Here is a 20223-nt window from a genome sequence, read left to right on the forward strand (position 1 = left end):
GCCTCCGAAGCAGAGTAATCCTGCTGACGCTCGCGGGGTTGCTGCTGCTCACCGGCTGTGGATTGGAGGCCGGCAGCGCCGTCCCGCTGCGGGTGGGACCCGGCAGTATTCAACCGGTTCCCGAGCTGGCGGGCGTGCCGATCACGGTGGGCTCCAAGGATTTCACCGAGCAGAACATTCTCGGCTACATCATCGAATTCGCCATGGTTGCCGCCGGCGCCGATGTGCGCGATCTGACCAATATCCAGGGCTCCAACAGTTTGCGCGACGCCCAACTGCACGGCCAGATCGATATCGCCTACGACTACACCGGCACCGGCTGGATGAACTACCTCGGCAACGAGACCCCCGTACCGGACGAGCGCGGCCAATTCGAGGCCGTCCGCGACGCCGACCTGGCCGCCCACGATATGGTCTGGGCCGCCATGGCGCCGATGAACAACACCTATGCCCTGGTCACCAATGCCGCCACCGCCGCCGAAACGGGCGTTCGCACCTTGTCCGACTATGCCCGCCTGATCGCCACCGATCCAGACCGAGCCGCCACCTGCGTAGGCACCGAATTCAATGTCCGCCGCGACGGATTCCCCGGCATGGCAGCCAAATACGGCATCGACGAAGGCGCCGTGCAGAAACGCCTCGTGCAGGACGCCTTGGTCTACACCTCCGTCGCCGACGGCCGTCAATGCAGCTTCGGCTCCGTCGCCGCCACCGACGGCCGCATCCCCTCCCTCGGCCTCCTCCTGCTCGAAGACGACCGGCGCTTCTTCCCGAAATACAACGCCGCCCTCGTCATGCGCCGCGATTTCGCCGAAGCCCATCCCCAGGTCATCACCGTCATGGAGCCCATATCGGCGTTGCTCACCAACGAAACCATCACCGAACTAAACCGGCAGGTGGATGTCGACGGCCGTGAGCCGTCCGAAGTCGCGCGCGACTGGCTGGTGAGCGAAGGGTTCGTCACCGAGGGGTGAGGGCCTGCCCTCACGGCGTCCCGCGAGCGGTTCTCGCTCCGACCCGCCATACGCGCTGGATCATTCCGGGTGAGCGCCGGGAGTGCCTCGGTTCGGCATCGCGGCGACGAAACGGGTGAGTAGGTCGGCGAATCGGGCTCGGTCGGTTTCGGTCCAGTCGTGCATCGCGGAGGCGAAGGCGTCGATGCGGCGCTGGTGGGCGGACCGGAGGACGGCCCGGCCCGCAGGGGTTACCGCCAGCAGGGAACGGCGCCCGTCGGATTGGTCGGCGATGCGTTCGAGGTAGCCGGCGTCGACGGCAGCGGCCACGAGCCTGCTCGCACGAGGGCGGTCCACGGCGAGGGCTTCGGCGACGGTCGAGACGGTGGGGTCGGTCGTGGCGCCGACCACGTCGAGGACATCGAAGGCCTGACCGGCGGGCTCGCCCTCGGGCGCCAGGGCGCGACGGGTCTGGCGGCGACGGATCTCCACCATGGCGCGTTCGACTCGCTCGACGTCGTTCATAGCAGGAATGGTAGCGCTGGACATCTAGTTGTAATATGACAACTAGATTGCCGGACCTCGGAAGGAACCCCATGCGCCACTTGCTCTGCGCTCTCGCAGTACTCGCCGTCACCGCCTGCTCAGCGCCGTCCCCGGCATCGGGCCCGGCCACGGGTACTCCGCCGTCCTCCGGCACGGATTCGGGCGCCGGCCCCCGCTCGGGCTCGGGCTCGGGCTCAGCGTCGGAGTCCGGCGCCGGCACCGACTCCGGCCCCGGCCCCGGACCCGACTCCAGCCTCGACCCCGACCCCGGCCCCGGCCCCGGACCGGCCGCGAGTTCGGGCTCCGACTCGACGCCGGGCTCTGGTCCAGACCCACGGCCGGACTCGAGCGGAGGTCCGGGCTCAGGCGCAGACTCGGATTCCGACTCGGACTCGGGCACGGGCTCGGACTCCGGCTCGGGCGCTGGCTCCAGTTCCGGCGCGGGCTCCAGTTCCGGCGCGGGCTCGGGCTCGGGCTCCAGTTCCGGCGCGGGCTCGGGCTCGGGCTCCAGTTCGGGCTCGGGCTCGGGCTCGGGCTCGGATCAGGACCGCATGATCGGCTACCGGCTCAAACGCCTCGATCAGCTGATCGAGACCACCTTCGACCGGCTGCTGGGCGATGCCGCAATGAACCGACGGGAGTGGCAGACGCTCAACACAATGAGCCGCGGCCCGGTCGACGAAGCCCAGCTCATTGATGCGCTGCGTCCGTTTTGGGAAGGCAACGGCGAGAACGTCTCCGACGTGATTGCCGGGTTGGTAGCTCGCGGCTGGATCCACCGCGACGCCGACGGCCGGTACGCACTGACACCGGCCGGCCAGTCGGCTCACACAGCCGCCATGGCCGAGGTCTCCGGCCTGCGCGAGCGGATGACCGTTGGCATCAGTGCGGAGGAGTTCGCCCAGATGATGGACGTCCTGCGGCGCATGACCGTCAACCTGGAACACTGAAATCGAATCGCCCCCGGTTTCTCCACCAACGACAAGGTCCGCCCACACAGCCCTTCTCGATCGAAGAGAAACCCTGAGCACCCTGGGTCCTGTTGCACTTCAACAGGACCCAGGACGCAGCACCCCGGTTCTCATGAATCGGCCCACGGCCTCTACCTCCTTCCTCTCGGAATGCTCATCGCATAGGTTGTGGCGTTTTCAGGGGGCCATAGCCTGTGCGAAGTGCTCAGAACCTGTGCGAGAACCTCAGCTGTAGAGCCGTCCGATGAACGCGGTCAGGTTCTCGCGGACGCGGTGGATCTTTTCCTCGAGGGTGAGGTCCTCGCGGTAGCGGCTGCCCATCGCGGGGCGCTTCTTGCCGCGCGCGTAGAGCGAACACGCCAGGTCGGTGCACATGTAGGTGCCGACCGAATTGCCGCGGCGGCCGGATTCGCCCGCCTTGTGCGCGGTCAGCAGCGACACACCACCGCCGGTGTGCGTGGTGAGGCAGATCGTGCACATCTGCGCGCGGCCCGAACCGCCGGTTTCGTAGCGGAACGCGACGCCGACGAGTCGATCGTCACCCGGGGCGACGAGATAGCAGCGGCCGGGGAACGACGGATCGCTCCAGCCGAGGAAATCCAGGTCCTCCCATGGGCGTTGGTCCAGGTCGCGCGGGACCGGTAATCGCTTGGCGTCTCCTTTGGAGCAGTTGATGAACGACGACCTGATGTCGCGTTCGGTGACGGGTTGCACGGTGGTGCTCCCTTCGGGTCGTTGATGGACAAACCGAAGGGACGTTAGGGGACCGCGCTGGGACGGACAACCGATTTTCACACCGGGCAGCACCAGTCCGCGCGGTCAACGGTCGACGCCGCGGGGGCCGGTGCGGGCTTGGGCTCGGGGCCGGAGCGGGCTACGGGGCAGGTCACTCCGGTCATCCGGATGCGCCGGTCCGCGTGGGTCACCCGGCTACACCACCCCGGCCCGGTCACCCGATCGCGACCCGCTGCGGTTACTCGGTCACACCTGCGTTGGTTACTCGGTCGCACCCGCGCCGGGTCACACGGCCGGACCAGTCCGCGCGGGTCACCGCCTGGACCGAAGCTCGGCGACTATTCGTCGCGAGCGGCAACCGAGTCCGCGAGCCACGCGAAATCGCCGGGACCAGGCACTGCGCTGGCTACACTCGAGCGGCACGGGTATCCACTGATGAGGCGGTAGCTCATGGCGTTCGCGAGGTCGATATCGGTGTTCGGCGCAGTGCTCGCGCTGACGCTTGCCGGCTGCGGTTCGTCCGACGACGACACCGGCCCCGTCGCCCAGTTGTCCACCACCACCCAGGCCGGTCCGGCGGCCGAGGACCCACCCGCGAACCCGAGCCCGTCGCCGTCCACAACCGCCACCGAGGTGGCCGAGTCCACCGAGGTCGTCGCGCTCACCGCCGTCGACGCCGAGGGCCGGCCCACCGACGGGTTCACCATCACCGATCCGGACCCCTACGGCACTCTCAACTGCCGCAACGCCGCACCCAGCCACTCCGCGACCACCGCGGGCATCTATCACTGCGGCGCCTCCGCCGACGCCGCCGACGTCTGCTGGCCGACGCCGTCGCGCATCGAACTGCTGTGCGCCAACGATCCGTGGAAACGCGAGCTGCGCCGCTACAGCGTTGATCCGCCGCTCGAACCCATCGCCGCCACCGAGTCCCCCGAGCCGTGGGCGCTCGAACTCGCCGACGGACGCCAGTGCCGGATCCGGGTGGGCGGGGCCTGGGGCGGCCGGTCCGACGGCATGGTCGGGGCGTATTCGTGCACCGGCGGTTCCGAGGTCGTGCTCCAGGCCGCGGACGCGCGCACCGCGATCGATAAGTCGTCGGATACCTGGCAGGTGGCGATGGGTGAGCTCGGCGCGGGCGAACCCGATTTCCCGCCGCCCACCATGGTGGATGTGCGCACCGCCTATTTCGCCGCCGCCGCAAACTGAGCCGATCTCGCTGCGTCGAAGTGCGCGGGTTGGGTAACGTCGCCACTCAGCAACGAACGAGCACCACGGATGCACCGACCACGAACAGGCGGGATATCAGTGAAGCTACGAATCCGCACCATCGTCATGACCGGTTGTCTGGCCGCCATGGCGGCGATCGTCCCGGTCGGCGCGCAGGCCGCACCGTCCAACGATCCGATCATCGCCTCGGGCAATCTGCTCGCCAGACCCGTCGCCCCGAACGGGTCACGGATCACCGACGTCCGCATCGCCGACGACCGCAACGTGAAGTTGCAGGTGTTCTCCACCGCGATGGGCCGCGATATCTCGGTCTCGGTGCAGCGCCCGCGCGACGCGTCCCAGCCGCGCCCGGTGCTCTACCTGCTCAACGGCGCCGACGGCGGGGAAGGCACGGCGAACTGGGTGAGCCGGGCGCCGGACGCGCTGGCCTTCCTCGGCGAGAAGGACGTCAATGTCGTGCAGCCGATCGGCGGCGCGTGGAGCTACTACACCGATTGGCGGGCGCCCGACCCGGTGCTCGGGGTCAACAAGTGGAAGACCTTCCTCACCCAGGAACTGCCGCCGTTGATCGACGCCGCCCTCGGCACCAACGGCCTCAACGCCATCGCCGGCCTGTCCACCTCGGGCACCTCGGTGCTCAACCTGCCGATCGCCGCGCCCGGGCTCTACCAGGCGGCCGCCGCCTACAGCGGCTGCGCGCAGACCAGCGACCCGTTCGGGCGGGAGGCCGTGCGGCTGAGTGTGGAGGTGTGGGGCGGCGGCGATGTCGAGAACATGTACGGGCCGCCGAATGATCCGCTGTGGGTCGAGAACGATCCGTACGTCAATGCCGAAGGCCTGCGCGGGCTGGAACTGTTCATCTCCTCCGGCAGCGGCCTGCCCGGTCCGTACGACACCCTCAACGGCCCGTACGCCCTGCCCGGCGCCTACGGGCTGGCCAATCAGGTGGTGATCGGCGGCGTCATCGAAGCGGCCACCAACTACTGCTCGCACAACCTGGCCGCCCGGCTCGATGAGTTGAACATCCCGGCCACCGTCGACTTCCCGCCCGTCGGCACGCATTCGTGGGGTTACTGGCGCGATGCGCTCATCCATTCCTGGCCGGTCATCGCGCGGGGGCTCGAACTGCCGGCGTGAGGCGGTCGACTCTCACTCCCCCGCGAACGACAACCCACGCTCCCCGAGCGCCTCGGCGAGCACCCGCGCAGCTCTCGGGCCGAAACCGTGCAGCGACAGCAGTTCCGCGCGAGTGCGGGTGGTGAGTGCGTCCAGGGTGGTGATGCCCGCGCCGTGCAGAGCCCGGGTGGCCGGCGTGCCGATCGAGGCCGGCAGGTCGCCGGATTCTCCGGGCGCGGCGTTGTCGGCGGCATCGAGGGCGGCCGCGAGACGTTTCGGTGCCCGTGCGAACCAGGCGCGCCGGATCAGATAGTTCGACGTCTGCCCATTGATATCGGCCAACGCGATCCGGAAGCCGATCCGCTTGCCCGCGCGTTCGATCACCGCGCCGCTCGGGTGGTCGGCGAGCACGCCGTCGATCTCGTCGTCGGCCATCTGCACCTGGAGTTCGTCATCGCGGCTGATGGAGGCGAAGCTCTTGCCGCGAACTCGATACGCGACCGCCCCGAAGTGCGTGCCCTCCTCCACCTCCGGCAAGGCGAGTGCGGCTTTGCGCACCTGGGCGCGCGTCGTCACCGCTGCTCCCGCGGCACGATCGGCAACTCGAGCTCGAGTTCGTCGCGGATCGGAATCCCGTCCTGACCGAATTCGGGGATCTGCGGTTTGGTCCGCCGCGAGGCTGTGACGGCGTCTGTGTGCAGGGCGGTCAGGTGGAAACCGGCGCGCTGGTAGAACCGCAACGCCCGGGTGTTGTCATTGGTGGTCGAGACCCGGACCCGCCGCACGTCGGCGGTGCGCACCTCCTCGACCAGGGCTCTGATCAGCGCCGCACCCACCCCACCGGACTCGAACGCATTGATCGTGACGATATCAGCCACACCACCGGCGACCCGGTACATGAGCATCCCGACCACCTCCCCGTCCCGCTCGGCGAGCAGCCCTGGCAGCGTGCCGGCGTCGACCAGCCCGCCCAGCGACAGCGACACCACGCGGGTATCACCCCACTCACGCCGCAGCAGTGTCGCTACGGCGTCGCGGTCGGCCGGCGCGATCTTGCGCAGCGATACCCGATCCGGGAGGGTCACCGCGTCAGACTACCGCCGCGGCCGCGACGACAGTGGTGAACTGTGGCCGCGGCCGCGGGTCGCGCACGATCAGTCCCGCACCGGTGGTGTCCATTGCTCGGCGGGCGGACGCCCGGGCAACGGCTTGACGATGACGGCCAGCGCGACGAAGAAATTCACCTGACCGGCGCTGGGCTAAACAACACCATGGACGGCAAGCCCTTCTCGATCATGAGCTTCACCGTCGTCGGGGACCGCATCACCGCGATCGACATCCTGTCCGACCGGGAGCGGCGCGAGGCCTTGGATTTGAGTGCGGTGCTGGGATGAATTCGCCATTGGGCGGCTGCCGAACCAAGCGCGGCGGTACTACCACCGGAGCTGGAGCGTCGGCCTGCCTTGTCGTGTCGTCGGCTGGGCAGATCGGCCGGCGGTGGGCAGGCCGCTTGGTCGGCGGCGGATCAGTCGAACGGCGACTTGTCGATCGAGCACTCGGTGTTCTTCGGCGGCAGCTGACCGGTGAACAGGTACTCGCGTTTGACGCGTTCGGCGCAGCTGCTCGGCACATACATGCTGCTGTGCCCGGCACCTTCGATCACCACCACTTGGGCGTCGGCGAGTTGGGCGGCGCCGGCGAAGGCACCGGCCAGGGGTGTCGCCGGGTCGAATCTGGTGTTGAGCACCAGGATCGGCGCGGCGGTGCGGCGGTTCCACGGGCCGGTGTATCGATCGTCGTCGTGGCCCTGCCAGAACGCGCAGGCGACGCTGCTGAAGACGGCGACCCGACCGAAGTGCGGGACGCGGTGATCTTCGGCGACGGCGGCGCGACTGTAGGCGGCGGGATCGGTCGGGACAGTGCTGTCGCTGCATTGGATCGCGTGAAAGGCCTCGGTCCGGTTGCCCGAGTATGAGGTGTCGCGCGCGACGGGCAGCAATCCCGGGACGGTGGTGCCCGCGTCGAACAGCCGCTGCAAGAGCACCGCGAGGTCCGGGTAATTCGACGACTGCGACAGACTCGCCGCCGCACCGATCACCGCCTGGTACGTCCAGGCCGCGCCATCGAGCCTGATCGGCGCGAGTCGCGCTCGTTCGGCCAGCGCGATCCATTTCAGTTTCGGATCACCTGCCGAGAACGCGCACCGCGGACCGGCTTCCGAACATTGCCGTAGGAACGCGTCGAAGGTGGCGGCGATGGCGGGAGCGACATTCTGCCGGGCATCCAAGGGCACCGTTTTCCCTTGCCCGCCATGCCCGTTGACGTTGCCCTCGAAATCCATCGACCCGTCGAACGCCATCGCCCGCACCCGGCCAGGGAACATGTTCGCGTACACCGCACCGACCTGCGTGCCATACGAAATCCCGTGGTAAGTGAGCTTTTCGTCGCCGACGGCACGGCGCAACAGCTCGAGATCGCGGGCGGTGTCGGCGGTGGAGACGTGATCGAGGATCGGACCGGCGTGTTGTCCGCAGCGATCGGCGAACTCCTTGGACCATGCGAAGAACGCGGCCTCTTCCGCCGCGTCAGTCGGCAGCTCGGGCATGGACCCGAGGAACGCCAGCTGCTCGTCCTCGTTCGCGAAGCAGTTCACCGGCGCGCTCTGCCCGACCCCGCGCGGATCCCAGGACACCAGATCGAAGCGCGCCCGCAGTTCCTCCGAGAACAACCAGGGCCACCGCGCCCGTTCCCGCAAGCGCTCCACACCGGACGGTCCCGGCCCGCCGAAGTTGACGAACAGCGTCCCGATCCGCCGTCCCGGATCCGACGCGGGCAGCTTGATCACCGCCAGGTCGATCTGCTCAGCCTGCGGCTTGTCGTAATCCAACGGCACACGCGCGGAGGCGCATTCGAACCCATCCGCACAGCCGGACCAGTGCAGCGCGGGCGTTTGCGCCGCTTCTGCCAGTTGATCGATGTAGGGGTCGTGCCCCTCCTCTGCCGACGCGTGCGCCGGATACCCGAGCACACCCACCCCGACGATCAGCGTGGACATCGCGACCCGGACCCAGCGAGAACTCCTGGTTCCCAACCGCAGAACCACCGACGAAGCCCTCCTGTGCACCGATCACCGAACGCAATGATCCTGTCACACTCGGACATCACCGACAGTGCGGTCTTTCTCACCATGGGCGGGCGAGCGACGCGACTCGAACGACACCTGTTGTCGCACTTCGCCCGTCGGTCACCGATACTTTCCGCCGATGCCGAGGTCGGCTTTGCCGCCGACGACCCTGCCAAGTCCGACGAGGAAAACGATCGCGGTCGTCACACCACCGGTCGTCCTCATCTCACACAGAACGAACCCGTGCACGGCGGCGGCTCCGCGCCGGGCATCGACTCCCAGCTCAGGTGGACCACCCCATTCGACTTTCCGGTGCCCGAAGTCCCCTGGTAATAGCGCACATCCGTCGCATCCGGGTGGGCATAGGAGCGCCCGCCGCCGCCTCCGCCTCCGCCGCCGGAGTCACTGGCGACGCTCGCTCCGTGCCCGCGGCCACCGCCGTTGTATCCGCCGCCACCGCCGCCGCCCGCACCGCCCTGGGAGCTGCCCGCGGGAGCGTCGGTGCCGTGTCCGCCGTGTTTGGAGTTGTTGCATCCACCGCCGGGCGGACGTCCACCGCAACCGCCGGAGCCGCCGTCGCCGATATCGCTGTTGCCGTCGCCGCTGTTGCCGTCGTGGGCCGGGTTCCCGCCCGCGCCGCCGTCGCCGCCCGCCCCTTCGCCCGCGCCGCTGTTGCCGCCCGCGCCGCCACCGCCACCCGCGACCACCAGGTAGCTCTTGCCGACCGGTGCGTGCACGCCGCAGGGGCTCAGGGTCGACTCGACAGCGGTCGATCCGCCGCCGCCTCCGCCGGAGGCACCGCCGGAACCCGGTGCGGTCCCATGCCTGCCGCCGTGTCCGTCACCGAATCCGCCGTTGTCGTGACCCCATTGGCCGACGGTCACGGCCAGCTCGGTGCCCGGCGTGACATCGACCGTCGCGGTCACGCCACCACCCGCGCCGCCGATGCCGGTGTCGCCGAAATGCCCGCCCCCGCCGCCGACGGCATCGACGGTCACCGAGGTGACTCCGGCCGGTACACAGAAGAATTCGGTGTGCCCGCGATATTCGAAGGTCTGGTACCCGATCTGGCCGGTGGTGAGGACCACCGATCCGTTGCCCGACGCCGTGCTGCTGCTGAAGACGTGGTCGCGCACGCGCGCGCTGTCGACGTAGGACAGCCCGCCCCCACCGCCGTCGCCGCCGCCGTTCAGGTTCCCTCCGCTGCCGAGCTTGCCGCCCTTGCCCGCGCGATAACCACCGCCACCGCCACCACCGGCGCCACCTGGTGCGTACGGCGGCGTGCTTCCGCCCGAAGCCCCCGCTTCACCGTGCGTGGTGTCCAGGCAGCCGCCGCAGTTTTCGGGCCCGGAACTGTTGCCGCCGACCGCACCGGGCTGGGCCGGGTTGCCGCCATTGCCGCCCTCGCCGCCGCGTCCACCGTTGCCCTCATGCGAGGAACCGCCGCCCCCGCCGCCTCCACCCGCGACGACGAGCGGAGTCTGCCCCGACATGACCGCGGTGGCACCACCGCCACCGCCGCCGTCACCTGCGTTCGGCGCGGGTTGTTCACCCCGCGCACCGCCGCGACCGTAACCGGAGCGACCGCCGTCGGCGCCACCCTCGCAGCCCACATAGATCGTGAGCACTTCGTGCGGCTCCACCGAGATCGTCCCGGTGGTCACGCCACCGAACCCGCCACGGGTGCCCTCACCGACGTTCTGCTGGCCCGAGCCGCCCTTCGCCAGCACCGATATCTGCCGCAACCCCTCGGGCACGTGATAGGTCTGCCCGGCGTCGCCTGCGCAGTCGAACCGCTGACTGATCGGCGCGGCGTGCGCCTGCGGCGGCGCGAGCGCGACGCTCCACGCCGCTGCGAGCACAGCACAGCCGACGACCGAGGAGATTCGCAAACCCGACAACAAGCTGGACATACTTCCACCTCATCGAGCGGCCTATGGTGTCCCGACCGTACGCTTGACCGGCGGTTTTCCACGCGAACCTCGCCGCACTATGGGCGTGTCGATGCCTGGGCCGCCATCCAGAGTGCGGTCTTGCGCCCGAAGCCCGGGGCCGCGTCTACACGGTCGGCGTGATGCCTGTCGAAGATGCCGGGCTCGAAGGTGACGCTGGACGCTTTGCCGGACATTGTCGGCGCAGTTCCTGCCGTACCCAGCAATGAGCTGCCGGCGACGGTCCACTGACACGCAAACAGCGTTGCCGAGCTCGGTCGACGTGACACCAGCCGTACCGGAGCAGCGCGCCGGCCACGAATAATGGATCCGAGGCGTCGCCGAACTCATGCGGCGACCAGGCGAACCCGAGATGAGCTGCCCCGACGATCCCGTGCGTTGCCGAGCTCGAGCTGCGCGACAACTGCCGCACCGGAAATGACCTGCCAGCAGCGATCCGATCAGGCCAGAGCGATCCGGCGACGCCAGAGCGCGCTGCCGAACTCATGCGGGGCAATTCCTGCTATAGATGTGGCCTGCTCCTCGACGATCGGCGCTCCGGGGAGTCTGCCTCGTTCTATCTCGCGGTGAGCGCGGGCTCGTCGGGTTCGAGCTGGGCAGTCCGCGCGAAAGCGTCGCCGGCGTTGTGCGTGGTCGGCTCGGGCGCGATCGGCGGTTCCTGGCTCGGACGAGCCGGCGGTTGCTTGTCGGCCTCGCTGCGTGCGCCGTCCGCACTCTGCGCGGCGACCGGACCCGACTGCTCGCGCGCCATGTCCGCGGGTTGCTCATCGGAGCCCCGTTCAACGGACTGTTCGGCGCCCGCGGAATCCTGGGGGCTCTGCCCATCCGGAACGGTCGGAGCCGGTCCCGCCACCGGCGCCGGGTCGCTTTGCTCGCTAGTCCGGAGCCGTTGCAGCGTCTTTCGCACCGCGTCCGCGAGGCGAGCATCCAGCTCGGCCTCACCCGGATTCGTAGCGTCGGCCGGCGCGTCGCCCGGGTTCGCGGTGGCGGGCTGCTCGGCGGGCAACGGTGTTGTCGCCAGCCACAGTTCGGTGCATGGTGCGGTGGGTACGGGCGGGGTGGGGTCGGCTGCCGGGGCCTCGGCTGAAGCGGTGGGCTGCTCGGCAGACGCGTCCGGTCCGGAGGCCGTGCCCGATTTTGCCTCGGGTGCCGGGCTTTCCTCCGATGCCGAAGTTGCGGCAGGCTGCTCGGTCCCATCGTTGACGGCCGGCTCCGGGTCGGCGGTCTGCTCCTGCCCGGCCGGACGCTCACCGCGGGTCGCGGGCGCCACCTCGAGAATGCTCGGCAGGATCTGGTTCCCGGCTCCACCGACCTTGGTGAGCGCGACCAGCCGCTCCTGGAGATCTTCCTTGTCGGGCACCGCGGCCGTCGCCTGCTCGATCGCGCGCCCGTATCTCTCGGCCACCAACCGGTGCGTCACGAGTGCGACACCGATCATGATCGGCGCGATCGCGTGGATGCCGATGCCCGTGAGGTCGCCGGCTTTGAAATAGGGGAAGGTGTTCAGCGCGATGCTCGCAGTCAGCAGTACACCCTCGACGGTGTAGACCTGCCACAACCGCTCGATCACACCCCACTCGGCGGTATCGGCGGTGGACAGCATCAACGCGACGAGGACCGCGCTGATCAGCGCTTCCAACCCGTAGGACAGCCAGAACATCGGATTCGTGACACCACCGGTGGGCGCGATGTTCTGCTGCACCGTGACTGCCGAGAACAGCATCGAGAACGCGACCACCCCGGCAAGCAGCCCGAGCACCCGCGGTTTGCGCTGATGCAGCCGCGCGACCTTCGCATGCGGGCTGCTGCTGTGCCGCTGCTCCCCGATCGCCTGCGCCGCCCGCAGCAGGTCAGCGGCCTCCCGCTCGGCCAGCTCGGCCGCCGTGCGCCGCACCCGCTCCGCCGCGTCGGCCGCCGCCTGGATCCGCGCCCGCTGCTCATGGCGTTCGTAGTCGCGCACGAGCTCGGCCAACTCACGCGCCGCCGCGAGCTCACGCTCCGACAGCGCTTCCAGTAGAGCCGGATCGTCCTGGTGCGCCAGCCGCTCATGCGCGATCTGCACACGGTCCGGCAAAGCACCGGCCATCAAGTCATCCACCGGCGGCGCCGCATCGGGCGCGTTGGTCGTGAAACGACGGAGCATCAGCATCGAACCTTTCCGGCCAACGAGTGTTCCAGACGCCGCCCGCCGCACACGACCCGGCCATCGCCATCCCGCCGTCACCCGCGACGGGCACCGCACCCGACTCGGAAAGATAGGCCGTTCGCCCGAAATGTGAGGGACTCCCCCCGGGTAATCGCCACGTCCTGGTCGGGAACCGGGCTCGATTCGCGTAATTGAGCATGAGCGTGTGGTCGACGGCCGTTCGAGCCCAGCCGGCCACCGGCGCTCAGATGGCCCACAGCCTGTGCATTCTGCGTGTCGGACCCCGACGAATGACCAGAGCGGCGATCGGCTGCCCGTGCCAAGCATCGCGCCGGCCGCACCTGGCATCGCGCCGGCAGCGGCGACCGAGGCACGCGGGAAGCAAACGGTTACGGGACGACGAGCTACTACCCGACGAGCGCGAGCTCAGCAGTCGCGAACCTGCGCGCGCCGCCCGCCCGCCTGATCAACCGGCCGACGGCTTCGGCGACCTCGCCCGGCTGTTCCAGGATCACCGAGTGCCCGGCGCCGTCGATCGTCACGAAATCCGCGTAATCGATCGCGGCAACCATGGCGACCGAATGCGACGGCGGGGTCATCAGGTCGGCGGAGCCGCACAGGATCATCGTGGGGATCTTGGACAGTGCAGGCAGCACGTCGGTGCGGTCGTAGCTCATGAAGGAGCTCAGGAAGCTCGCCATCGTGACGATCGGCGTCTCGTTGTGCATCGCGTAGGCCAGGGCCAGCACACGGGCGCTGACCTTGCGGTTGCCGAACTCGGCGATGCGGATCACGGGCGCGAAAACCTTGCAGGCCACCCGCTTGGCCCGCTGCATCAGGCGCGGTGCGCGGCGGACGGCGGCTTGGAAAGCGGCGATGATCGGGTGGCGGAGCAGCCGGCCGAAGCCCGCGTCGGCGAGCCCGCTGGCGGCGGTCGCGATGAGGCCGACGCCGACGATGCGGGTGCCGATCTCATGCGGGTTCTGGCCGACATAGGTCAGCACCGTCATGCCGCCCATCGAGTGGCCCACCAGCACGACCGGCCCGCTGGGCGCAACCGCGTCGAGCACCGAACGCAGGTCGTGGCCGAGCTGTTCGAGGTTGTAGGTGCGGCTCGAGGCGGCCGCCGAGTCGCCGTGCCCGCGATGGTCGTAGCAGACGACCCGAGCCTCGGGGTTGTCCCGCAGCAGAGCATCGCGAACATCGGTCCACGACTCGGTCCGCAGGCAATGCCCGTGCACGAGGACGACGGTCAGCTCCGCATCCCGGCGCCCGTACTCGCGCACAGCCAGCGCGACGCCATCATCGGTCGAAACAACGGCACGACGTTCTACCGAGCGGGCAAACATGCTGGTGATCGACATCGGAGCCTCCGGTTCACGTGCGGTGACGTGATCTACTCTGCGCCGATCCGGCCGCCGTTTTCAGAGCCCCGAGTGCTTGGTCCGCTCCCCCGAGGGTGCGCAGAACCCCACCAAGGTGGGTAACCCCCCGTACTCACCACAGATGCAGATGACTCCGCACGTCGTCGTACCCGTCGATTGCCCGAGCGTCGACGTCAGTCGGATCGGCCTCGGCACGAGCCGCCAGCGACTTCACCAGCGCGAAGGCATCATCGCCGAGACGCCCGCATCGCCGCGCGATATGCCCCAGGCACAGCCCCGCCAGTCCGAGCAGCGGACTACCAGACACCGCCCGCGTCCCGACCTGCACGCACCAATACTCGACGAACTCCCTGTCATCGTCGTTCAATGCGCTCCCGACCAGAACGTCCGCGGCCTCCCCCTCGCTCGTGCGGTCACGCAACGCACGCTCCAACGTCTCGACGACGACCTCATGGGGCAGTGCGGGCGGGTTCTCGAACGTCCGGTGGGTGTGCACTGTGGGAGATTACTGGCGCAGCGGGGCCACAACCAGGCCTTTTCGTCGGCCGGTCAGACGTTGAAGCGGAACTCGACCACGTCGCCGTCCGCCATGACGTAGTCCTTACCTTCCATCCGAACCTTGCCCGCCGCCTTGGCCGCCGCCATCGATCCGGCTTCGACCAGGTCGTCGTAGGCAACGACCTCGGCCTTGATGAACCCACGCTCGAAGTCGGTGTGGATCACACCGGCAGCCTTCGGTGCGGTGTCGCCCTGGTGGATGGTCCACGCGCGGGCTTCCTTCGGGCCGGCGGTCAGGTACGTCTGGAGGCCGAGGGTGTGGAAACCGGCGCGGGCGAGGGAATGCAGGCCGGGTTCGTGCTGGCCGATGGATTCCAGGAGTTCGGCGGCGGATTCGGCGTCGAGTTCGAGGAGTTCGGCTTCCACCTTGGCGTCGAGGAAGACGGCGTCGGCGGGGGCTACGGAGGCCTTCAGTTCGGCGATCTTGGCGTCGTCGGTGAGGACGGATTCGTCGGCGTTGAAGACGTAGAGGAACGGCTTGGTGGTCAGCAGGGAGAGCTCTTTGAGGAGCTCGGTGTCGACCTTGTCGGCGGCGGCGAAGAGGGTGGTGCCGCTGTTGAGGATTTCCTGGGCGGCCTTGGCGGCGTCGGCGACGGGCTTGCGGTCCTTCTTGACCTTGGCTTCCTTGTCCAGGCGGACGACGGCCTTCTCCAGCGTTTGCAGGTCGGCGAGGATGAGCTCGGTTTCGATGACCTCGATATCGGCCGACGGGTCGACGCGGCCGTCGACGTGCACCACATCGTCATCGGCGAACACGCGCACGACCTGGCAGATGGCGTCGGCCTCGCGGATATTGGCGAGGAACTTGTTGCCGAGGCCCGCACCCTCGGAGGCGCCCTTCACGATGCCTGCGATGTCGACGAAGGAGACGGTGGCGGGCACGATGCGCTCGGAACCGAAGATCTCGGCGAGCTTGTCCAGGCGCGGGTCGGGCAGTGGGACCACCCCGACGTTCGGCTCGATGGTCGCGAACGGGTAGTTCGCGGCCAGCACGTCGTTGCGGGTCAGCGCGTTGAACAGCGTCGACTTTCCGACGTTGGGCAGGCCGACGATTCCGAGGGTGAGACTCACGGATAGGAGAGTCTACGCGGGTCTCACCCTCCGACCGCTCAGGGGATCAGCACGACCTTGCCGAGGTTGGCGCGCTTCTCGATGACGGTGTGCGCGGCGGCCGCGTCTTCCAACGCGAACTCCGCGTGCACCGCCGGACGCAGCAGCCCGGACGCGAAGTACTGCCACAGCTCCTGCCGCCAGTGCTCGTAGACGTCGGGCTGCTCGCGCGCGATGCGGGCGATCTGGAAACCGGTCACCGATTTGGCGCCGGAAAGCAGGTCGAAGGCTTCCAGGGTGCCGCCGCCGGAGCTGTAGGCGACCAGGCGTCCACCGGTGCGCACCGCGGCGAGGGCGGGTGCGAGCAGCTCACCGCCGACGGCGTCGAGGGCGTAATCGACGGGCGCGCCCCATGAAGAGTCTTCGTAGGCGGCGACCTCGTCGGCACCGAGCTCGCGCACGAAATCGGCCTTGGCGGGATCGGAGACCGCGCCGACGACCCGCGCCGCACCCCGGATCCGGGCCAGCTGCACCGCCAGATGCCCGACACCGGACGCGGCGGCGGTGACCAGCGCCGATTCACCCTCGGCGGGGTTCGCCGCACCGAGCGCACCCAGCGCTACCAGGCCGCTGCGCACCAGCGCCACCGCGTCGACCGCCGACGCACCGTCCGGGATCGGCGAGGCCATCGCCACCGACAGCAGCGCGTAGTCGGCGTACCCGTGCCCGAAGACGAGGCCGGTCACCCGGTAGCCGGGCGCGTAATTGTCCACTCCTTCGCCGACGGCGACCACTTCACCGGCGATCTCGCCGCCCAGCGGAATCGGCTCACGCTGCTCGCGCACCTTCCGCACCACCGGCAACGTCACCCCGACGGCTTCGACGCGGACGAGCAGCTCGCCCGGACCGGGCGTCGGCACATCGACCGAGACGATCTCGAGCACCTCGGGACCCCCGCTGTGCTGGTATTGCACCCGCCGCATCACACCTCCAGGCTTGGTTCAGGAGCGGTAACGGTAACCACATTTCGGCGCTACCTCACAGGTCCAACTACCCCCGAGTGCGCCATCTCACGCCAGATGCGCGCTGGTAGAGAGGCACGTCACGCGCCCGTCGGCGTGTCCGGAAGCCTTGCGCGGCGTGTCGGGCGGCGTAGCGTCGATGCCATGGCTCCGATCTCGGAGGTGGTGATGGCGCGGCCGGCGCCGGGGCTGGCGGCGTTCATCGACCGCTATGTCGGCTACCGGATGACGGGGTATCCGCCCGGCCTGCATCGGGGACTGCCGTCGCGGCATATGACGTTCATCGTGGCGATCGGGCCGACCATCGACGTCGTCACGCAGACCGATGCGAAGCAGGCGCCCGCCGACTACCGCTGTGTGCTGAGCGGGTTGCAGCCGGGGCCGGCGGCGATCGCGCACAACGGGACTCAGGAAGGTGTGGCGATCGAGCTGACGCCGCTGGGCAGCCGGGTGCTGTTCGGTATGCCGGCGGGCGAACTGTGGAACATCTCGGTGGAGTTGTCGGATGTGACGGGACCGGTGGCTCAGCAGCTGGCCGAGGAACTGCATCTGCACGCGCAGTGGCCGCGCCGGTTCGAGGCCTGCGATCGGGTGCTCACGAAGCTCGCCCACCCGGATCGGGTGGTGGCGCCGGAGTTGAGCTGGGCGTGGCGGGCGGTGGTCGGCTCCGGCGGGACCGTGCCGGTGGGGCCGCTGGCCGAGCGGATCGGGTGGAGCAGACAGCATCTGACGCGACGGTTCGGGGCCGAGTTCGGACTGAGCCCGAAGCTGGCCGCGCGCATCGCCCGTTGCGATCGGGCCAAGGCGATGCTGGCGCGCACGCCGTCGTTCATCAGCATTGCTCAGATCGCGGCGACCTGCGGATATTACGATCAGGCGCATCTGAATCGGGATTTCGCGGAGCTGGCCGGATGCAGTCCGACGACCTGGCTGGCCGAGGAGATTCCATCTGTCCAAGACCCGGAGGAGCCCGGCGGACGAGGCTGAAAACATGACTACACCAACCTCGACCACCACCCATGTCTGGCCCTGCCTGGCCTTCCGCGACGCCCGCGCGATGGCGAAGTTCCTCACCGACGCCTTCGGTTTCGAACTGACGGCGCTGTATGCCCGCGAGGACGATCCCTCGGTCGTCGAGCACGCCGAAATGCGCTGGCCCGCCGGCGGCGGCATCATGTTCGGCTCCACCGGCCGCGACGACAGCGAGTTCGGGCAGCGGCCCGCGGGCGCGGCCTCGCTGTATCTGGTGTGCGACGACCCGGACGCGCTCTACGACCGCGCCCAGAAGGCGGGCGCGCGCGTTGTGCGTGAAATGCGCGACGAAGACTACGGTTCGCGCGGTTTCAGCGCCGCCGACCCGGAGGGCAACCTCTGGAGTTTCGGCACCTACGCAGGCGAATGATCCTGATGCGACCCGCCGCCGTGCGGGTCGCTTTCTATTCCCGGTGTGCGAGTTCCCACACCCGTCCGGATTAAGTGGACCACAGTCCGCTTGTTTGGTTAACCTCGGTCATCGAAGCGAGCGATCCTTTCCGCTTCCGCAAGGATCTTTTCGAACGCACAGGAGACTCGATGACCACCACCCAGCCGACCGACCTGCTCGAGCTCGACGCCGCCGCCCAGGACCTGCTGTTCCGCGAGGCGCGCACCGCCAACACCTTCACCGACGAGCCGGTCGCCGACGAACAGATCCAGGCCATCTACGACCTGATCAAGTGGGGTCCCACCTCGATGAACCAGCAGCCGCTGCGCGCGGTGGTGCTGCGCTCGCCCGAGGCGCGCGCACGGCTGGTCCAGCACATGGCCGACGGCAACAAGGACAAGACCACCAAGGCCCCGCTGACCGTGGTGCTGTTCGCCGACAACAACTTCCACGAACACCTGCCGACGCTGTTCCCGCACATGGAAGGCGCCAAGGACTACTACGCCGACGACGCCCACCGCGAGCACTCGGCCAAACTCAACGCCGCCTTGCAGATCGCCTACTTCATCGTCGGCGTCCGCGCCGCCGGTCTGGCCGCCGGCCCGATGAACGGCTTCGACCACGCCGCGGTGGAGAAGGAGTTCTTCCCCGAGGGCGGCCACCACGCCCTGGTAGCCATCAACATCGGCAAGCCCGGCCCCGACGCCTGGTTCCCCCGCAGCCCCCGCCTCGAAGCGAAAGACGTAATCACCACCCTCTGATCCGATGGGCGAGCTTCGCATAGGTTGTGGCGTTTTTCGGGGCTTGCAACCTATGCGAAGTGCTCGGAATCTGTGCGAAAGTCGAGGTCGATCAACGGCCGCCGAGACCGGAGAGGGCGATTCCTCGGATGAAGGCTCGCTGGGCTACGGCGTACAGGAGCAGCAAGGGCAGCAGGATCAGCATCGATGTGGCCATGAGGATGGGCCACTGGGTGTGGTACTGCCCTTGCAGACGCACCAGACCCAGTGTGGCGGTGGCGATCTCGTCGCGCTGAATCATCACCAGCGGCCAGAGGAAATCGTTCCAGACGGTGATCCAGGTCAGTACCGCGAGCACCATGAGCGCGGGCCTGACCTGGGGCAGCAGGACGCGCCAGTAGACCTGCCAGGTGGTGCAGCCGTCGAGGATGGCGGCTTCTTCGAGTTCGACGGGCAGCGTCAGGAAGAACTGCCGCATCAGATAGGTGCCGAAGGCGCTGCCGAAGACACCGGGCACGATCATCGCCCACGGGGTGTCCACCCAGCCGAAGGCGCGCATGAGCAGGAACTGCGGGATCAGCGTGACGGTGAGCGGCACCATCAAGGTCGCCAGGTAGGCGAGGAACAGGACCTCGCGGCCGCGAAAGGGCAAGCGCGCGAACGCATATCCGGCCAGTGAGCAGAAGAAGACCTGCCCGGCCGTCACGCAGGCGGCGTAGACGGTGGTGTTGAGCAGCATCCGGCCGAGTGGAAGCAGATCGAACACTTCGGTGTAGTTCGACCACTGCGGATGAGCCGGTATCGGCGCCGGATCGGTTACCGCGCCCTCGCTCTTCAGCGACCCCGACAACGCCCACAGGATCGGCGTCAGCGCAGCCCACGCGACGACCACGAGCGCCGCGTACACCCCGGCCCCCGACACCACCCTGCGCACAATGGCACGGTCGACCCGCACCCCACCGCGATCGCGCCGAGACCGCACACCGTCGACCTCGCCCTCGGAACCCACCGCAGCCTCAACCCGCACAGCCGTGCCTCCCGCGTTCCCGCGGCCCACGTCCTCACCTCTCACGCCGCGACCTGCCCGCATCTCTGCCTCCGATACCTCGCCCGCCTCCCCGCAGGCCACGCCCCGTCCGCCCGTGTCGCGCCCGCCCAGCTCCCGCCCCGTGCCGTCACCTCCCCGCCGCCCACGTCCGCGCCCTGTGAATTCGAGCGCGGCATAACCTCTCGTGGCGTCGCCGGCGATGACACTCGGACTCGCGGCGCCTG

20 protein-coding genes are annotated in these 20223 nt (G+C 68.8%); 8 read left to right on the forward strand and 12 right to left on the reverse strand.

Annotated elements, in window-relative coordinates; genetic code table 11:
- Window positions 1–38 precede the first annotated feature (38 nt).
- Window positions 39–974: a glycine betaine ABC transporter substrate-binding protein gene (locus tag FEK34_RS19900; protein ID WP_249359402.1), complete on the forward strand. Its 936-nt coding sequence runs from the start codon at window positions 39–41 to the stop codon at window positions 972–974.
- Between the two features lie 60 nt (window positions 975–1034).
- On the opposite strand, the gene FEK34_RS19905 is transcribed toward FEK34_RS19900, so the two are convergent.
- The gene (locus FEK34_RS19905; RefSeq protein ID WP_138449710.1) at window positions 1035–1478 is read right to left on the reverse strand and encodes a MarR family winged helix-turn-helix transcriptional regulator; all 444 of its coding nucleotides are present in this window, start codon (window positions 1476–1478) and stop codon (window positions 1035–1037) included.
- A gap of 572 nt (window positions 1479–2050) precedes the next feature.
- Here FEK34_RS19905 and FEK34_RS19910 point away from each other — a divergent pair.
- The gene (locus FEK34_RS19910) at window positions 2051–2449 is read left to right on the forward strand and encodes a MarR family winged helix-turn-helix transcriptional regulator (protein WP_138449713.1); all 399 of its coding nucleotides are present in this window, start codon (window positions 2051–2053) and stop codon (window positions 2447–2449) included.
- Window positions 2450–2695: 246 nt separating this feature from the next.
- On the opposite strand, the gene FEK34_RS19915 is transcribed toward FEK34_RS19910, so the two are convergent.
- On the reverse strand, window positions 2696–3184 hold the full coding sequence (locus FEK34_RS19915) for an FBP domain-containing protein (RefSeq protein WP_138449716.1): 489 nt from the start codon (window positions 3182–3184) through the stop codon (window positions 2696–2698).
- Between the two features lie 471 nt (window positions 3185–3655).
- On the opposite strand from FEK34_RS19915, the gene FEK34_RS19920 reads away from it, so the two are divergent.
- Window positions 3656–4414, forward strand: a complete 759-nt coding sequence (locus FEK34_RS19920) for a hypothetical protein (RefSeq protein WP_249359404.1) — start codon at window positions 3656–3658, stop codon at window positions 4412–4414.
- Window positions 4415–4540: 126 nt separating this feature from the next.
- Window positions 4541–5572, forward strand: a complete 1032-nt coding sequence (locus FEK34_RS19925; protein WP_138449926.1) for an alpha/beta hydrolase — start codon at window positions 4541–4543, stop codon at window positions 5570–5572.
- A gap of 12 nt (window positions 5573–5584) precedes the next feature.
- Here the strand turns inward: FEK34_RS19925 and FEK34_RS31295 are convergent, their stop codons facing one another.
- Window positions 5585–6127 carry a hypothetical protein gene (locus tag FEK34_RS31295; RefSeq protein WP_138449719.1) on the reverse strand — a complete coding sequence of 181 codons (543 nt, stop codon included), beginning with the start codon at window positions 6125–6127 and terminating at the stop codon, window positions 5585–5587.
- A complete protein-coding gene (locus FEK34_RS19935) occupies window positions 6124–6636 on the reverse strand; it encodes a GNAT family N-acetyltransferase (protein WP_138449721.1) in 513 nt (170 codons plus the stop codon). Before FEK34_RS19935 ends, FEK34_RS31295 begins: the two co-directional genes overlap by 4 nt.
- Window positions 6637–6729: 93 nt before the next feature.
- Between FEK34_RS19935 and FEK34_RS19940 the strand changes: the two genes are divergently transcribed.
- Window positions 6730–6945 (forward strand): hypothetical protein, encoded by a 216-nt coding sequence (locus tag FEK34_RS19940; RefSeq protein ID WP_212748786.1) that lies wholly within the window; start codon window positions 6730–6732, stop codon window positions 6943–6945.
- A gap of 131 nt (window positions 6946–7076) precedes the next feature.
- Here the strand turns inward: FEK34_RS19940 and FEK34_RS19945 are convergent, their stop codons facing one another.
- The 7 genes from FEK34_RS19945 to FEK34_RS19975 all read right to left on the reverse strand — a co-directional run bounded on the left by FEK34_RS19945 (window position 7077) and on the right by FEK34_RS19975 (window position 16749).
- Window positions 7077–8654 carry an alpha/beta hydrolase gene (locus FEK34_RS19945; protein ID WP_212748787.1) on the reverse strand — a complete coding sequence of 526 codons (1578 nt, stop codon included), beginning with the start codon at window positions 8652–8654 and terminating at the stop codon, window positions 7077–7079.
- 242 nt (window positions 8655–8896) lie between these two features.
- Window positions 8897–10588: a glycine-rich protein gene (locus tag FEK34_RS31190; RefSeq protein WP_171048293.1), complete on the reverse strand. Its 1692-nt coding sequence runs from the start codon at window positions 10586–10588 to the stop codon at window positions 8897–8899.
- A 595-nt stretch (window positions 10589–11183) separates the two neighbouring features.
- Window positions 11184–12770, reverse strand: coding sequence for a hypothetical protein (locus tag FEK34_RS30445; RefSeq protein WP_212748788.1), 1587 nt, complete (start codon window positions 12768–12770; stop codon window positions 11184–11186).
- A 410-nt stretch (window positions 12771–13180) separates the two neighbouring features.
- The gene (locus FEK34_RS19960) at window positions 13181–14137 is read right to left on the reverse strand and encodes an alpha/beta fold hydrolase (RefSeq protein WP_171048294.1); all 957 of its coding nucleotides are present in this window, start codon (window positions 14135–14137) and stop codon (window positions 13181–13183) included.
- A 133-nt stretch (window positions 14138–14270) separates the two neighbouring features.
- A complete protein-coding gene (locus FEK34_RS19965) occupies window positions 14271–14654 on the reverse strand; it encodes a hypothetical protein (RefSeq protein WP_138449723.1) in 384 nt (127 codons plus the stop codon).
- Between the two features lie 53 nt (window positions 14655–14707).
- Window positions 14708–15787, reverse strand: a complete 1080-nt coding sequence (gene ychF, locus FEK34_RS19970) for a redox-regulated ATPase YchF (protein ID WP_104360488.1) — start codon at window positions 15785–15787, stop codon at window positions 14708–14710.
- Between the two features lie 38 nt (window positions 15788–15825).
- Window positions 15826–16749 carry a quinone oxidoreductase family protein gene (locus FEK34_RS19975; protein WP_138449725.1) on the reverse strand — a complete coding sequence of 308 codons (924 nt, stop codon included), beginning with the start codon at window positions 16747–16749 and terminating at the stop codon, window positions 15826–15828.
- A gap of 183 nt (window positions 16750–16932) precedes the next feature.
- On the opposite strand from FEK34_RS19975, the gene FEK34_RS19980 reads away from it, so the two are divergent.
- The 3 genes from FEK34_RS19980 to FEK34_RS19990 all read left to right on the forward strand — a co-directional run bounded on the left by FEK34_RS19980 (window position 16933) and on the right by FEK34_RS19990 (window position 18972).
- Complete coding sequence (locus FEK34_RS19980) at window positions 16933–17775, forward strand: AraC family transcriptional regulator (RefSeq protein ID WP_138449727.1); 843 nt, start codon at window positions 16933–16935, stop codon at window positions 17773–17775.
- 4 nt (window positions 17776–17779) lie between these two features.
- Window positions 17780–18190: a VOC family protein gene (locus FEK34_RS19985; protein ID WP_138449729.1), complete on the forward strand. Its 411-nt coding sequence runs from the start codon at window positions 17780–17782 to the stop codon at window positions 18188–18190.
- Window positions 18191–18360: 170 nt separating this feature from the next.
- Window positions 18361–18972, forward strand: a complete 612-nt coding sequence (locus FEK34_RS19990) for a malonic semialdehyde reductase (protein WP_138449731.1) — start codon at window positions 18361–18363, stop codon at window positions 18970–18972.
- Window positions 18973–19063: 91 nt separating this feature from the next.
- On the opposite strand, the gene FEK34_RS19995 is transcribed toward FEK34_RS19990, so the two are convergent.
- Window positions 19064–19906 carry a carbohydrate ABC transporter permease gene (locus FEK34_RS19995; RefSeq protein WP_138449932.1) on the reverse strand — a complete coding sequence of 281 codons (843 nt, stop codon included), beginning with the start codon at window positions 19904–19906 and terminating at the stop codon, window positions 19064–19066.
- Window positions 19907–20223: the final 317 nt, after the last annotated feature.

The sequence above is a fragment of the Nocardia cyriacigeorgica genome (genome assembly GCF_005863245.1).
Classification (GTDB): domain Bacteria; phylum Actinomycetota; class Actinomycetes; order Mycobacteriales; family Mycobacteriaceae; genus Nocardia; species Nocardia cyriacigeorgica_C.